We start from the raw sequence: 13,772 nt of genomic DNA, 5'->3' as shown, positions 1-13,772 counted from the left end.
ACGTGTAAATTATAAACCATAATTTGCGCGGCCCTGCGAAAGAGACATGTTATCATCGTGAAAGCGATGCGAGTGAGGAGAATGCTTTTCACTCTATACAGGGTCGCGCCATTTTACTCACTTGATTTTTTTTGAAAGCAATTTCAGTTTAGTTGAATTTTTGCACCTAGTCGATTCATCTCATCAATAAAATTAGGATATGAGACATTTACTGATTCTGGATCTGTAACAATACAATTTCCTACATACATTCCAGCTATACAAAAAGACATGAATAATCTATGATCATTTTCAGAATTCAAATCAGCACCTCTTAAATTATCTGTTTTTTCTAAAATTAAACCATCTTCTTTTTCTTGAATTTTAATTCCAATTTTGACTAATTCTCTTGAAATGATTGCAATTCTGTCTGTCTCTTTTAATCTTGCATGCTTTACATTTACAATTTCAATTGGTGCTGATGAATTCAATGATAAAATAGCTAGTGGGGGAAGAAGATCTGGAGAATTACTTAAATCAAATTTGCCTCCTGTTAGTTTTTCAGGTGTTTTAATTTTAATCTCTTCCTCACTAATGGATACAGAAACTCCTAACTGTTCTAAAATATCTATGAATGCTTCATCCCCTTGAGGTAAATTTCCAATGTTTCCCTTGATTGTAATATCCTTTCCAATAAGTACAGTTGCTGAAAGAAGTAATGCAAGACTGGAAAAATCAATCGGAACTGTAAATGTTGTCTCTTTGTATATTTGTGGTACTATATTGTATCTTTTATATGGAATTAGTGTTTGAACAGTTATTCCAAATTTTCTCATTGTTGCAATTGTCGCATCAAGATATGGTTTTGATACTAAATTCCCTTCTATTGTAAGATTAATTCCTTTTTCTGTAAGCGGTGCACTAATTAATAATGCTGAAATAAACTGACTAGAAAAATTTCCTGGAATTTTAACATCTCCGCCCAAAATCCTTCCTTTAATTTTGATTGGTGGTTTTCCATCAGTTGAACTACACTGTGCGCCAATGCTTGATAATGCATCAAGGAGTGGCTGCATTGGTCTTTTTTGTAAACTGTCATCGCCCGTTAGTGTGATTTCTTCAGAAAATAGACTTGCAATACCTGATGCTATTCTAATTGTAGTGCCAGAGTTTTCTGTATTAATTTCAGGCACGTTTTTATCAAATTTTATGGATTTTTTCACAATAATTGATGAATTCTGAATTTCCAAATCTGCTCCAAATTTTTTGCATGCTTCTATAGTGGCAATCGTATCAGCTGAACGTAAAATATTTTCAACTTTACTATTGTTTCCTGCCAGTGATGCAAGAAAAATTGCTCTATGAGTATAACTTTTGTTTGGAGGACAAACTATTTTTCCTGAAATCCTTGATTTCTCAACTTTACACTTCATAAACTTCTGCCTTTTTGTTATTAATTTTAGAAACTAACACATTTCCTTCTAATGTTGCAAATATCTTTTTGATGTTTGCCTCATTTTCTTTTTTTACTATGGCTGCTATTGACGGACCATTTCCGGAAACTGAGGCTGCAAGTGCGCCTTTTTCAATTAAATTAGTAATAATTTTGGGATCTGAATTTAGAATAGATGCTGTAGCTAACCCATTAATTATCATCGCTTCCCAATAATTTGATTTTTTTGCTAATTTCCAGGCATTATCAAATACGGCGGATAATACTTTTAGATTTTTAACCTTTCCACGTTTTCTGTTTTTTGGAATAAAAATTACTGCTATCAAATTAGATGGTCCTTTTTCAAAGTGAATTCGTCTCTTCTTTGCATTGTCTGTTACATTAAATCCTCCATAGTAACATGAACATGCGTCATCATATGCACCTGTAATACTTACTTTGGATTCAATAGATGCATCAACACCTGCAAGTAAAATTTGTTGATCAGTGATTTTTGGTCTGAATATTTTTGCACACGCAAGTGCCACTGCAGATGAAATAGCACTTGAACTTTTTAATCCATACCCTGTAGGAATTTCAGAATCTAATCTAATTGATATTTTATTTTGTTCCAAATCTTTTTTTGATACGATCTTTTCAACAGTTTTGTTGATTAACCTGGAACTAAGCATTTTGTTGTCTGATTCAATGATAATTCCCCTTCCTGAGCTTGTTTCCACTAATGCTTCTACTTTCAGTTCAATTCCTAACGTTGCTCCCTTTTGAGTTGCAATGGCATTAACTAATGAAACTGCGCCATGGACTGTAGCCTTTACCTTTGCCATCAAAATCCTCCTAACAATGCTTTTTTCATGGCATTATAAGGTGCTTTCATACCATGCCATATTTCAAAGGCTCTTGCTGCTTGACCTAATAACATTTCATAACCAAAAATTATGACTGCATTTTTCTCTTTTGCCTTTTTTATAAAATCTGTATTCATTGGCATGTATACAATATCATAAACAATTGTCTTTTCGTTGATGTTGTCTAATGAAATGATGGTTGGTTCATTGTTTAGTCCAACTGATGTGGCGTTAACAATAATGTCATAATTTTTTGCAGAATCTTTTACATCCTCAATCCTAATTACATTTACGTCCAACCCCATTTTTTTTGCAAATTCTAAGAGATTTCTTGCATTTTCTAAGGTTCTGTTTGCTATGGTTATACTCTTTGCTTTTTCTTTTGCAAAAGCTGCAACTATTGCTCTTGCAGCACCACCTGCGCCAAGGAGAAGTACCTTAGTGTTTTCAATGTTTAATTTCTTTTTTTTGAATGGTTCTAAAAATCCATCCATATCTGTATTATATCCTTTTAAAATTCCATCTTTGTTTGTTACAGTATTTACTGCACCAATCAAACTACAAGATTCATCCATTTTGTTCAAATACTTCATCATCTCTACTTTGTGTGGAATTGTAACATTGAATCCATCAATCTTTATTTTTTTGAGCCCTTCTATTCCATCTTCTAATTCTCCTTTTGGGATCCTATATGCAATGTATGAACAATCTAAATTCAATTCTCTGAATGCTGCATTGTGTATGTTTGGAGATAATGAATGATCAATAGGATCTCCAATCACTGCAAATGATTTTGCCATCTTATTTTTCTCAGCATGATGATTGATTTAAACTCTCAATTGATTAGATGGTTATTTTAGACTTGCAATCTTCTTTACTTCATCTACACTAAATTGTCCTGGCGCAACTGCCTTTCCTAAAGAAACGTATGTGTATGGACTACCCAAATACAGGCACAAAATCCTTGAAATTCTTCCTATATCCCCCATTGCAAATGATATCAAATTGTTTTTTCCTTTCTTACTATACAGTTCTAACATCCTTATTGCATCATCTGTTGTTTTTGCAGTACTTACAATTTTTATATTGTTTGAAAACTTGCTCATTTGAGTAATCTTCTTTTTTAATTCTGTGGCCTTAGGAGTCTTCTTAAAGTCATGCCATGAAACAAGTAATTCTGTTTTTGTTGATTTTAGATATTCTGTTAACTGTGGATTTTTCTTTAGCATGTTGAATTCAACATCTAACAAAAATGGGTTGTATTCCGCAATCAATTTTATGATTGACATTCTTTCTTTTTCGTTACCTGAAAATTTTCCGCCCTCAGTTTTTGGTCTTAATGTGCATACAATTCTGTTTAGATCTTTTTTGATTAATTCTAGTGTTTGTGGAATTTGCTCCCTTTTTAAAAAATCAAATCTTACTTCAACAAAATCTGATTTTTTTAATGCATTTTTTAATACTTGCTTGACTTTGTTTGGTGTTGTCTCTGCAATTGATACACAAGTTTTATGCTTCATTTTATTTTTCTAAAATATATTCATCTGAAACTTCCATTCCGAAATGTCTTCCTGTTGCAGGTTTTGAATGCACCATGACCATATCTCCTTTTTTTAAATGCGTAACTGATACTAGTTGTCCATTAGGTTTTACAAATCTAATCGTTTCTGCATCTTGTGCAATAATCCCTCCAATCTCGCCTTCTATAGAAGCTTTGATCATTAGCATTGGTCTTCTCTCTATTTTTGATCTTCCTACAGTTGCTCTTCTTGCATTCCCTTTTGAATTTAGGATCAAAACTTCAGAACCTGTTTCAATTTCTGAGAGATAGTTAGTTGTTCCATCAGGTGATAAAGTGTAACAGTGAACTGCACCTGCATTAACTCTGAATGGTCTAGGTGATGTAAATGATGAACCCACAGATTCATTATGAACAAGAAACAAAAAGTTTGATCTACTTCCAATTAACATACCCTCTCCTTTATGGAGCATTGATGCTGTGTCTACACATACACGCTCTCCGTCACCTACTTCTTTAATCTCAATAATCTTTGCAGGCTTCATCTCAAAACTTCTGGTTCCTAGGTATAGCATTGCCTCTCTCACCTCATTAATTGAATCTGTGTTGAAAATTACGCCATCTACACCTACTTCTAAAATTGAGAACATCTTTCTTACCTCTTCAGGGGTTTTTGCTATTGCAAAAATTTTTGTGTGTATTTTATGGAGTTTTGCAATGATGTTTTCAAGTGGGATTATCTTCCAATCCTTTACCTCTACAATCACAAAGTCTAATCCTTTTTTTGCAACAGTAAGGATGTGCTCGATATCTGAATTAGATAATACTTGAAATTTCATTCCAATTTTTTTTCCTTTTGGTTTTACAACTCCTTCTTTTTCAAGGACTACATAGTTTGATGTGGGTGATGGATAGACTGTTTGAATTTTTGTTTTTTTATTTCCTATTTTTTTAGGATCAATGTATAACATCTTAATCCCTTCAGATTCTAACTGTGGGAGAAATTTAGCTAACTGTGTTTGTGAAACTTTAGGTGAAATAATTAATTCTCTATTCTTGCTCAATTTTCTTCATTGCTTCCTTTGCAGTTACTTTTCTAAAAATTATGTCTGCTAATGCTTCAACTATTTTTTCAGGTGTTTTATGTGCAAAGATATTTCTGCCATATGTGATGCCTTTAGCTCCTGCTGTCATTGCATCTTCAGTCATTTGCAGAATATCTAAATCTGTTTTTGTTTTAGGACCACCTGCAATTACTATTGGAACTGGTGTACTCTTTACAATTTTTGCAAATGATTCAATATCTCCTGTGTATAATGTCTTAACAATATCTGCTCCACACTCTGCTCCAATTCTTGCAACATGTGCAACAATTTCAGGATCATGTGGATCTTTGATGTTTTCTCCTCTTGGATACATCATAGCTAAAAGTGGCATTCCCCATTTGTGACATTGATCAGCAGTCATTCCTAATTGTTCAAGCATCTCTGGTTCTTCCTTGCCTCCAATGTTGATGTGCAATGAAACTCCATCTGCGCCCATTGCTACTGCTTCTTTTACTGTACCCGTTAGCATTTTTCGATTAGGTGATAGTGATAATGATGTACTACTTGAAAAATGTACTAAAACTCCTACTTTGGTTGGTTTTGGTAGTGTTTTGAGAATTCCCTTGTTGATAATTACGCTAGTAAGTCCATGCCCTTCACATTTGTAAATTGTAGATGCTGGATCTTCAAGACCTTCAATCGGCCCATTTGAAATTCCATGATCCATTGGAATACATAACATTCTTCCTTTTCGAAGAATTCGATTTAGTCTAATTTGATTACCTGATACCATGCGTTGATCTGCTTTTTGTGCCCTACTTAAAAATAACGTGATACATTAGTCTACTATTTTTCAAAAAACGAGCACAAATCACTCACTGGGCATATTCGTTATTTCTATCAAGGATTAAATAGAAAACGTAAAGGATGTAGAACAATTGAGTCAGACTACTGAACAAATACAAAAAAGTGATATTAAAGATATTTTGGAAAATTCTCTTAACGGTCAAAGACCTGGATCTAAGGATTGTTTGAGACTCTTGGAGTCTGATGATGTTCATTTGATGGGTCTTGTTTCAGGCCATTTAACTAAAAAGAAATTTGGCAAAAAAGCCTCATTCGTAAATAATATTATTTTGAATTATACTAATGTGTGTATCACTGATTGTAAATTTTGTGCATTTTATAGATCTCCTGGAGCAGAGGATTCTTACACATTAACCCTTGATCAAATAGAATCAAGAGTAAAAACTGCATGGGATATGTTTAAGATTCGTCAAGTTTTGATACAAGGTGGACACAATCCCAGTTTAAAGATAGAATATTATGAAGATGCGTTTAGAATGATTAGAGAAAAATTCCCAAAAGTTGGCGTTCATGGGTTATCTACATCTGAAATTGATATGATTGCAAAGGTGGAAAAATCCTCAACTAAAGAAATTTTATCTAGATTAAAGAATGCAGGACTACAGTCTATCCCTGGTGCAGGTGCTGAAATTTTAACTGATTCTGTTAAGAATATTATCAGTCCGAAGAAGATCTCTAGTGATGCTTGGATTCGAATAATGGATGAGGCACATTCCCTTGGAATTCCCTCTTCTGCAACCATGATGTATGGTCATGTAGAAAACAACAATGATGTTGTTGAACACTTTTTTAAAATTGTAAAACTCCAAGAAAAAACCAAAGGCTTCATGGCATTTATTCCATGGAATTTTGAACCAAATAATACGTTGATGCACGAAGAAGGTTTGGTAGAATATGGAACTGGCGGAATTCAACTTTTGAAGATGATTGCAATCTCTAGATTGGTCTTTGATGGATTAATTTCACACATTCAATCTTCATGGCTTACAAATGGTGTTGGTATGGCACAACTTGCTTTACAGTATGGTGCTGATGATTTTGGTGGAACTCTAATTGGTGAAGAGGTAGTCTCATGTACCGGTGCACGCTCAACTGAACTAACTGATAAAATAATCATTGATGCAATTCATCAGATTGGGTATGATGTCGAAGAACGAGATAATTTCTATAATCCTGTTACTTTATAGTCCATACTCGGACCATTTGGTATCTACTAGACTCTTTGTTTTATCATCAACTTTTACTAGTTGCTGAATCTCTCTTTCATATCCTTCATCTCTTGTTTTTTGAGTTGCATCAATTCCCATCTTTGAACCTAGATTGATTAGAGGTGATGCGGGATCTAGTGTATCCGTTGGTGTATTATTGATAATCATAGTATCTCTTGCAGCATCGGCCCTTGTAGTAATTGCCCAAATCACATCATTGATGTCATGAACATTGATGTCTTCATCTACTACTACAAACATTTTCGTTAATGATAACTGTCCCATGCCCCATAATCCCATCATCACTTTCTTTGCTTGACCTGGATATCTCTTTTTTATTGAAATTATTGCAAATCCTTGGAACCATCCTGCAGCTGGCATGCTAAAATCAATCACTTCCGGATGGAACATTTGTATTAATGGCAAAAATGATCTTTCAATTACTTTTCCAATGTATGCATCCTCTAGAATTGGTTTTCCAACTACTGTTGTTACATAAATTGGATCTTTTCTTCTCATAATTCCAGTCAGTGTAAATGTTGGATATGGTTCAACTGGAGTATAATATCCAGTATGATCCCCAAATGGTCCTTCATCTCTAATATCTGCAGGATCGACGTATCCTTCTAAAACAATCTCTGCATTCGCTGGAACATCTAAATCAATTGTTTTGCATTTTACAGTTTTGATTCCTTCTTTCCTTGTAATTCCTGCAAACAAATATTTGTCAAGTCCTTCTGGAACTGGGGCAATAGATGAAAATATTGTTGCAGGCTCTCCACCAATAATTATCGCAGTTGGGATTTTCTCTCCTCTGTCTTTTGAAATATCCCCATGATGAGCTCCTCTCTTATGTTTTTGCCAATGCATGGATGCATGTGTTTTGTCAATTATTTGCATTCTGTATACTCCAAGATTTCTCACACCTGTTTCAGGATGTTTGGTTGCAATCAATCCTAAAGTGATAAATCTTCCCGCATCATTTGGCCATGATTTTAGAATTGGTAAATCATCAAAAGATGCATTACTCGATGTAATTTCTGTTACTGGTCCATTTGTTTCTAATTTAGGAAATGATGCTGTCATCTTTGAGAGTTCTGGAAGTTTTTTAATTTTGTTTAGTATCCCTGATGGTATGTCCATCTTTGTCATATCTGCAATACGTTGACCAATTTCAGTAAAATCTGTCATTTCCAATCCTATCTCTAACCTTTTCATTGAACCAAATGCATTTCCTAAAACTGGTATGTCAAATCCTTTTACATTTTCAAAAAGAATTGCAGAGCCATTGGAATACATTTCTCTTCTTAGAATTTCTGCAATTTCTAAATCCGTGTCAACTTGAACTTTAACTCTCTTTAACTCTCCATGTTTTTCTAGTTCTGAAATGAACTCCCGAATATCTTTTATTACCACAATAACTTTGAAGTTAGTTCAAGTATAAGCTTAACTGGATTTATACAAATCAGAATTTTCTTGAAATTCTTTTAACACACGTATTTGAATTCATATTGGCAGGAAAATCAATATTGGCTGATGAGAAATGTGCTGTTTGCAAAGGTGATGGAATCATAGAATTACTTGGAACTGACTGTCCATTTTGTAACGGAACTGGTGAACCAAACACCCCTGCAAAATCATACCTTGTTTCTCATATTTGTCAATGTATTTTTCTTGACAGAAAAAAATGTCCTTTATGTGGAAAACTATGCCATCATGACACGCCAAACAAACCAAAAATTCTTCTGAGTCTTGAATGATTACATTGGTGGAAGTTCGTTCTTTCTATCATGACCTCCGGATCCAAATTTACAGTAAAAGCATAATTCTGACTCCATATACTTTAACTGCTCCACCTGAATTGCCCCCAGTTTTAGAGCAATTTTTGTCAAAATTTTGTATTTTAATGGCATTGCAGGAATTACCTCGTTCATGTATACTCTATAATGATCTGGACAGAACTTTAGTGTCACTTTGGATGGTTCTTTACCTTTCTCATTTACTTGCTTTGTAAAATTGATCTGCTCTCGAATATATTCATGCTTTGGGCATGGGCAATCTTTTCCTCCTGGATGCTTGTATGCTGGAATATTTTTCCAATCAAATTCCGGAAATTCTTTTTCAAAGTCATCCATTACCTCAATTACTCTCTTAGTGCATATAAAACTTGATCAACTTCGGTTGAGGTAATCAACCCAAATGTACATAAACCCCAGATAGTTCATCCCAACTATGGCAGCTGCTAAGAAGCAAACAAAGCAAGATCTTGAAAACAAGATTGCCGAATTAGAAGCAAAACTAAATCAACTTTCTACACAACTTGAAGCCAAACCAGCACCAAAACCAGCTGAAACTAAGCCTGCTGAAGCAAAACCAGCAGAAGCTAAACCCGCTGAAACAAAACCAGCTGAAAAACCTGCTGCAACAACTAAACCTAAAGGTACTCTACCAAAAGGATTTGAAAAACCAGCAGAAGCTCCTAAACCACAGGACGCCCCAAAACCAGCTGAAACAACATCTCAACCTCCTGCAACAGTACAAGATGCTTTAGAGAATGCATACTATACTGCTCCAATGACTGATTTCCATCAGTACCGAGCTAAAGTAACAGGTTATTCTCCAGCACCTAACAGATACTATGTTAGACTAACTGCTCCTGTAGGAAAAGTTCCAACAAGAAACTGGAATGATCAAAAAGCAACCGTTACTGGTTATACAGCCCCATCAAACCAATACTTTGCAACAAGACAAAGATTAGCGTATCATCCAGCTGACAAAAGATTTGGATCATTTAGTGGCATCAATATGAGTGTTGAAGGTGTTACTGCACAAGTACAATCTCCACCACCAGAACCTCCAAAGTCTAAAAGAGGTACACTTCCAAAAGGTTTCTAATTCAATCATTCCTTTATTTTCTATTTTTAATAGTAATGTTCATTTTTGATTATTTTCTATATTGAACATGCCTCCAAAAATTGTATGTCCTAACTGTCAACAAAATGAATGGCTTGAAAATGAAGAATTGAATTATTTGCCAAGGGTTACCAAGATGGAAGACGGAAAATATGTTGCTGATACCAAAAATGGAATTCATGTACATCTGTGGAGATGCAACAATTGTATGTATATAATGCATTTTTGGGAGCCTGATTAATTTGCCTAACGATCATAACAAAACTATATTTCAAAACATTTGAAATTTTTACAAATTATTGTTTGATTTTACAAATTTATTTGACCAAAAATATGAGACTGATCAAAATGTAAATAAACAATGCTCTATTTAGTGTAAGGAATGGCAGCAAAACGTAAAGCAAGTACGAAAAAAGATCTAGAAGACAAAATAGCAGAACTTGAAGCAAAATTAACAAAATTATCTACACAACTTGAAGCCAAACCAGCACCAAAACCAGCTGAAACTAAGCCTGCTGAAGCAAAACCAGCAGAAGCTAAACCCGCTGAAACAAAACCAGCTGAAAAACCTGCTGCAACAACTAAACCTAAAGGTACTCTACCAAAAGGATTTGAAAAACCAGCAGAAGCTCCTAAACCACAGGACGCCCCAAAACCAGCTGAAACAACATCTCAACCTCCTGCAACAGTACAAGATGCTTTAGAGAATGCATACTATACTGCTCCAATGACTGATTTCCATCAGTACCGAGCTAAAGTAACAGGTTATTCTCCAGCACCTAACAGATACTATGTTAGACTAACTGCTCCTGTAGGAAAAGTTCCAACAAGAAACTGGAATGATCAAAAAGCAACCGTTACTGGTTATACAGCCCCATCAAACCAATACTTTGCAACAAGACAAAGATTAGCGTATCATCCAGCTGACAAAAGATTTGGATCATTTAGTGGCATCAATATGAGTGTTGAAGGTGTTACTGCACAAGTACAATCTCCACCACCAGAACCTCCAAAGCCAGCAAAAGGCACTTTGCCAAAAGGAATGGGGCAACCCCAACAAACTCCTCAGCAACAAACCAATTCTGGTGGAAATGAAGGCAAATCCAGAAAAGAGCTGTTAGAAGAATATGAAAACGAATACTTGCAAAGAATAGAACAAGAAAGAGTCGAACAAGAACAAGCATACCTTGAATCCGTTGCGGCTGAAGCTAAGGCACAATCAGCTTCTCAAACAAAACGTGGTGCATTACCAAAAGGATTTGAACCACAACCCGAACCTGAAGCACCAAAATCTTCTAAAGGTACACTTCCAAAAGGTTTTTGATCTTTCTAAAACCTTTTCTTTTACTTTATTTTTAATTTAGGAAATCATCTAGTACTTCTTTTGAATGTCCAGCTGGTTTTACTTTGGGATAAATTTTGAAAATTTTTCCTTTTTCATCAACAAGAAACGTACTTCGTATAACTCCCATGTATTCTCTACCCATAAATTTTTTCTTGTCCCATACGCCAAACATTTTTGATACTTCTTTGTCTACATCTGCTAAAAGCGGATATTTGATTCCCATTTTATCACAGAATTTTTTATGAGATTCTACATCATCCGGACTAATCCCTATGATCTCAATACCTGCCTTTTGGAATTTTTTATAGTCTCTTGAAAATTCATCAGCTTCTGTAGTACACCCTGGAGTGAAATCTTTTGGATAAAAGTATATGACGTGTTTTTTACCTTTAAAATCTGACGATTTGATTTTTTTGCCATTGGCATCGCTTATCTCAAATTTTGGAATAGTGTCCCCTTCAGAAATCATATAATTCTGCTGGATTAATCCATAATTAATTACTTTTTGACAAAATTAGATCAAAAATCATGTCCGAATGTTTTATATGGTTACTCAAGTGGCTTTTGCTTAATGGTTAATCTAAGAGCATATCTTGCTGAGGCAATAGCAACTTATGGTCTAGTGTTCTTTGGCCCCCTTTCAGTAATTTTGGCTATCGCATCTTTTGGTGAGGAACTGACAACTACATCTGTTTTGTTTATCTCTCTAGGTCACGGTGGCGCAATAGCATTGATGGTCTATACATTCGGTCATGTTTCTGGTGCTCACATCAATCCTGCGGTTACAATTCCTATGATAATTACAAGAAAAATTGGAATCACAGATGGAATTGGATATATCATTTCACAATTAATCGGCGCAATAGCTGCTGCTGCAACATTAAAGGTAATCTTGCCTGAACTTGGTGCCAAAGTAAACTTTGCAACCCAAGGAGGTCCAAGTGATTTGATTAATAACAGCATTAGTTCTGGATTTTTAATTGAAGCAATCCTGACATTCTTCTTAGTAACAGTAATTTTCATGGTTGCGGTTCACAAGAAAGCATCTCCTGGATGGCACGGATTTACAATTGGTGGTATGGTTTTCCTAATTCACCTAATTGCAGTACCCTTAACTGGTGCATCAGTAAATCCTGCGCGAACATTTGGTCCTGCATTAATTTCTGGATTCTGGGAATTCCATTGGTTGTATTGGGCAGCTCCAATCTTGGGGGGAATCATTGCAGGTTTAATCATGAACTATGTATTTGTCAAACCTGCTGAGAAAGAAGTATAATCCCAACATTTTTAAAAATTTAAAATTTATTTTTTTATCATGACATCTTTTGATGAAATTTCTCAAATGTTTGATACAGAATCAAAAAAACTCTATACTCTAATTAACAATGCCACAAAAATCAATTTGTCTATAAATGAAATAATTGAAACATACTACCAAATAATTAATGTCTCTTCTATGATTACAATGCTTAAAGATAAAACTCATTCTGGAAATACATCATTATTGGATAAAATTCATGAAACTGAAAAACTAATCTCTGAAAAATTCAATTCTGATATTCATCCAAAAATCATGAACTATCTTAAAACTTGTATTCAAAAAAATACACGAAGTCTTCAATTAGGAAATAGAGAAAAATCAAAAGAAGAAACAGAATCAGAAGCAAAATTATTTGAAGAATTACGCCAAAAAATGAGTACAAAAGAATTTGTTGAACAATATGACCAAGGACTTTTAAATGATTGAAAATCTTGCAAAGAACCTAGTTGAATTAAAAAAAGAATTTTCAAAAATGTATGATGGCAGAAGTCAAATTCAAGAGATAATCCCTAAATCAAAATCAGAATTATTCCCAATTGAAATTCATGATTTAAAATTATTGCACGAGTTTGCAACAAAAAATCCTATTTACTATGATTCCTTTGAGAAAACAATTGGTCAAACTGATTGTATTGTGTATGAAGGAGACATTAACAAATACTGGCTAAATAGCATTCAGCATTCCTCAAGTCGAGCTCCATTTTCCCCTACTTGGATAATGTCTGGCTATATTGGTGCATTATTTGCAAAGAAATTTGGGTATTCTGAAGTGATTGATATTGGATCTGGTGATGGAAGGATTGCATTCTGTGCTAAAGTCTTGGGTTTAGAATCATATAGCATAGAAATTGATGACGTGCTAGTTGAATTACAAAAACAATTGACTACAATACTTGATTTTCGTCCTTTTTGTGCTGATGCTATCCAGTTTGATTACCTTTCTTTGAATTTAACACATCCTATATTCTTCATTGGTGGTCTTGCACAGATGGGTGGGATTGCTTTGTCCTCTGGGGTTTTAGAAAAAATTTATTCCATCTCTAACTTGAGAAAAAATTCTGGTTGGGTTTTTGCTGGAACACATTCTAAAAAATATACTCCAGATCCAAAAAATAAGGCTGGTTGGGGTACTCTGATTGAGAAAAATAATCTAAAGTATGTCCAAACAATTTCTTTGCCAACCGTCTGGACTTTTCATGAACCAGATGAAACTCCATACATTTTTGCAGTATCTAGATAATCGCAATCCAAATTAAGCGTAAATTTACAAAACTCT

The 13,772-nt window shown here is 34.4% G+C and carries 17 protein-coding genes; 8 read left to right on the top strand and 9 right to left on the bottom strand.

Annotated features, from left to right (window positions below; all coding sequences use genetic code 11):
* Positions 1-143: 143 nt before the first annotated feature.
* From aroA to K5783_RS09640, 6 genes are read right to left on the bottom strand one after another with little or no spacing between them, the layout of a single operon-like run.
* Positions 144-1,412, bottom strand: a complete 1,269-nt coding sequence (gene aroA / locus K5783_RS09665; RefSeq protein ID WP_297474024.1) for a 3-phosphoshikimate 1-carboxyvinyltransferase — start codon at positions 1,410-1,412, stop codon at positions 144-146.
* Positions 1,402-2,256 carry a shikimate kinase gene (locus tag K5783_RS09660; protein WP_297474022.1) on the bottom strand — a complete coding sequence of 285 codons (855 nt, stop codon included), beginning with the start codon at positions 2,254-2,256 and terminating at the stop codon, positions 1,402-1,404. The genes aroA and K5783_RS09660 overlap by 11 nt, the downstream gene beginning before the upstream one ends.
* Positions 2,256-3,077: a shikimate dehydrogenase gene (gene aroE / locus K5783_RS09655; RefSeq protein ID WP_297474021.1), complete on the bottom strand. Its 822-nt coding sequence runs from the start codon at positions 3,075-3,077 to the stop codon at positions 2,256-2,258. Before aroE ends, K5783_RS09660 begins: the two co-directional genes overlap by 1 nt.
* Before the next feature lie 51 nt (positions 3,078-3,128).
* Positions 3,129-3,797, bottom strand: coding sequence for a type I 3-dehydroquinate dehydratase (aroD, locus tag K5783_RS09650; RefSeq protein ID WP_297474020.1), 669 nt, complete (start codon positions 3,795-3,797; stop codon positions 3,129-3,131).
* 1 nt (position 3,798) lies between these two features.
* Positions 3,799-4,860, bottom strand: a complete 1,062-nt coding sequence (locus K5783_RS09645; RefSeq protein ID WP_278975487.1) for a 3-dehydroquinate synthase II — start codon at positions 4,858-4,860, stop codon at positions 3,799-3,801.
* A complete protein-coding gene (locus K5783_RS09640) occupies positions 4,847-5,635 on the bottom strand; it encodes a 2-amino-3,7-dideoxy-D-threo-hept-6-ulosonate synthase (protein ID WP_297474017.1) in 789 nt (262 codons plus the stop codon). Before K5783_RS09640 ends, K5783_RS09645 begins: the two co-directional genes overlap by 14 nt.
* Positions 5,636-5,780: 145 nt before the next feature.
* Between K5783_RS09640 and mqnC the strand changes: the two genes are divergently transcribed.
* Positions 5,781-6,896: a cyclic dehypoxanthinyl futalosine synthase gene (gene mqnC / locus K5783_RS09635; protein WP_297474016.1), complete on the top strand. Its 1,116-nt coding sequence runs from the start codon at positions 5,781-5,783 to the stop codon at positions 6,894-6,896.
* On the opposite strand, the gene K5783_RS09630 is transcribed toward mqnC, so the two are convergent.
* The gene (locus K5783_RS09630; RefSeq protein WP_297474014.1) at positions 6,891-8,333 is read right to left on the bottom strand and encodes a menaquinone biosynthesis decarboxylase; all 1,443 of its coding nucleotides are present in this window, start codon (positions 8,331-8,333) and stop codon (positions 6,891-6,893) included. The two genes, mqnC and K5783_RS09630, sit on opposite strands and share 6 nt — an antisense overlap.
* A gap of 95 nt (positions 8,334-8,428) precedes the next feature.
* Here K5783_RS09630 and K5783_RS09625 point away from each other — a divergent pair, with 95 nt between their 5' ends.
* Entirely contained in the window at positions 8,429-8,677 is a 249-nt protein-coding gene (locus tag K5783_RS09625) for a hypothetical protein (RefSeq protein ID WP_297474012.1), read from the top strand.
* On the opposite strand, the gene K5783_RS09620 is transcribed toward K5783_RS09625, so the two are convergent.
* Positions 8,678-9,052, bottom strand: coding sequence for a hypothetical protein (locus tag K5783_RS09620; RefSeq protein ID WP_109876190.1), 375 nt, complete (start codon positions 9,050-9,052; stop codon positions 8,678-8,680).
* Between the two features lie 97 nt (positions 9,053-9,149).
* Here K5783_RS09620 and K5783_RS09615 point away from each other — a divergent pair, with 97 nt between their 5' ends.
* From K5783_RS09615 to K5783_RS09605, 3 genes are all read left to right on the top strand, one after another.
* Positions 9,150-9,812 carry a trans-sialidase gene (locus K5783_RS09615; RefSeq protein ID WP_297474010.1) on the top strand — a complete coding sequence of 221 codons (663 nt, stop codon included), beginning with the start codon at positions 9,150-9,152 and terminating at the stop codon, positions 9,810-9,812.
* 67 nt (positions 9,813-9,879) lie between these two features.
* Positions 9,880-10,071: a hypothetical protein gene (locus K5783_RS09610; RefSeq protein WP_297474009.1), complete on the top strand. Its 192-nt coding sequence runs from the start codon at positions 9,880-9,882 to the stop codon at positions 10,069-10,071.
* Between the two features lie 141 nt (positions 10,072-10,212).
* Entirely contained in the window at positions 10,213-11,154 is a 942-nt protein-coding gene (locus K5783_RS09605) for a trans-sialidase (protein ID WP_297474007.1), read from the top strand.
* 31 nt (positions 11,155-11,185) lie between these two features.
* On the opposite strand, the gene bcp is transcribed toward K5783_RS09605, so the two are convergent.
* A complete protein-coding gene (gene bcp, locus K5783_RS09600; RefSeq protein WP_297474005.1) occupies positions 11,186-11,644 on the bottom strand; it encodes a thioredoxin-dependent thiol peroxidase in 459 nt (152 codons plus the stop codon).
* Positions 11,645-11,746: 102 nt separating this feature from the next.
* Here bcp and K5783_RS09595 point away from each other — a divergent pair, with 102 nt between their 5' ends.
* The 3 genes from K5783_RS09595 to K5783_RS09585 are packed head-to-tail and all read left to right on the top strand — an operon-like array spanning position 11,747 to position 13,736.
* Entirely contained in the window at positions 11,747-12,451 is a 705-nt protein-coding gene (locus K5783_RS09595; protein ID WP_297474004.1) for an MIP/aquaporin family protein, read from the top strand.
* 39 nt (positions 12,452-12,490) lie between these two features.
* Positions 12,491-12,922 (top strand): hypothetical protein, encoded by a 432-nt coding sequence (locus tag K5783_RS09590; RefSeq protein ID WP_297474002.1) that lies wholly within the window; start codon positions 12,491-12,493, stop codon positions 12,920-12,922.
* Entirely contained in the window at positions 12,915-13,736 is an 822-nt protein-coding gene (locus K5783_RS09585; RefSeq protein ID WP_297474000.1) for a hypothetical protein, read from the top strand. The genes K5783_RS09590 and K5783_RS09585 overlap by 8 nt, the downstream gene beginning before the upstream one ends.
* The last annotated feature ends 36 nt before the right edge of the window (positions 13,737-13,772 follow it).

The organism is Nitrosopumilus sp. (assembly GCF_025699125.1).
Taxonomy (GTDB): Archaea; Thermoproteota; Nitrososphaeria; order Nitrososphaerales; family Nitrosopumilaceae; genus Nitrosopumilus.
The sequence above is the reverse complement of the archived record's forward strand: the minus strand, read 5'-3'. Positions and strand labels throughout refer to the sequence as shown.

Excerpts from the sequence above, each read along its gene's own strand:
- aroA (WP_297474024.1), bottom strand. The coding sequence starts at position 1,412 with ATGAAGTGTAAAGTTGAGAAATCAAGGATTTCAGGAAAAATAGTTTGT.
- K5783_RS09660 (WP_297474022.1), bottom strand. The coding sequence starts at position 2,256 with ATGGCAAAGGTAAAGGCTACAGTCCATGGCGCAGTTTCATTAGTTAAT.
- aroE (WP_297474021.1), bottom strand. The coding sequence starts at position 3,077 with ATGGCAAAATCATTTGCAGTGATTGGAGATCCTATTGATCATTCATTA.
- aroD (WP_297474020.1), bottom strand. The coding sequence starts at position 3,797 with ATGAAGCATAAAACTTGTGTATCAATTGCAGAGACAACACCAAACAAA.
- K5783_RS09640 (WP_297474017.1), bottom strand. The coding sequence starts at position 5,635 with ATGGTATCAGGTAATCAAATTAGACTAAATCGAATTCTTCGAAAAGGA.
- K5783_RS09620 (WP_109876190.1), bottom strand. The coding sequence starts at position 9,052 with ATGGATGACTTTGAAAAAGAATTTCCGGAATTTGATTGGAAAAATATT.
- K5783_RS09615 (WP_297474010.1), top strand. The coding sequence starts at position 9,150 with ATGGCAGCTGCTAAGAAGCAAACAAAGCAAGATCTTGAAAACAAGATT.
- K5783_RS09610 (WP_297474009.1), top strand. The coding sequence starts at position 9,880 with ATGCCTCCAAAAATTGTATGTCCTAACTGTCAACAAAATGAATGGCTT.
- K5783_RS09605 (WP_297474007.1), top strand. The coding sequence starts at position 10,213 with ATGGCAGCAAAACGTAAAGCAAGTACGAAAAAAGATCTAGAAGACAAA.
- bcp (WP_297474005.1), bottom strand. The coding sequence starts at position 11,644 with ATGATTTCTGAAGGGGACACTATTCCAAAATTTGAGATAAGCGATGCC.
- K5783_RS09595 (WP_297474004.1), top strand. The coding sequence starts at position 11,747 with ATGGTTAATCTAAGAGCATATCTTGCTGAGGCAATAGCAACTTATGGT.
- K5783_RS09590 (WP_297474002.1), top strand. The coding sequence starts at position 12,491 with ATGACATCTTTTGATGAAATTTCTCAAATGTTTGATACAGAATCAAAA.
- K5783_RS09585 (WP_297474000.1), top strand. The coding sequence starts at position 12,915 with ATGATTGAAAATCTTGCAAAGAACCTAGTTGAATTAAAAAAAGAATTT.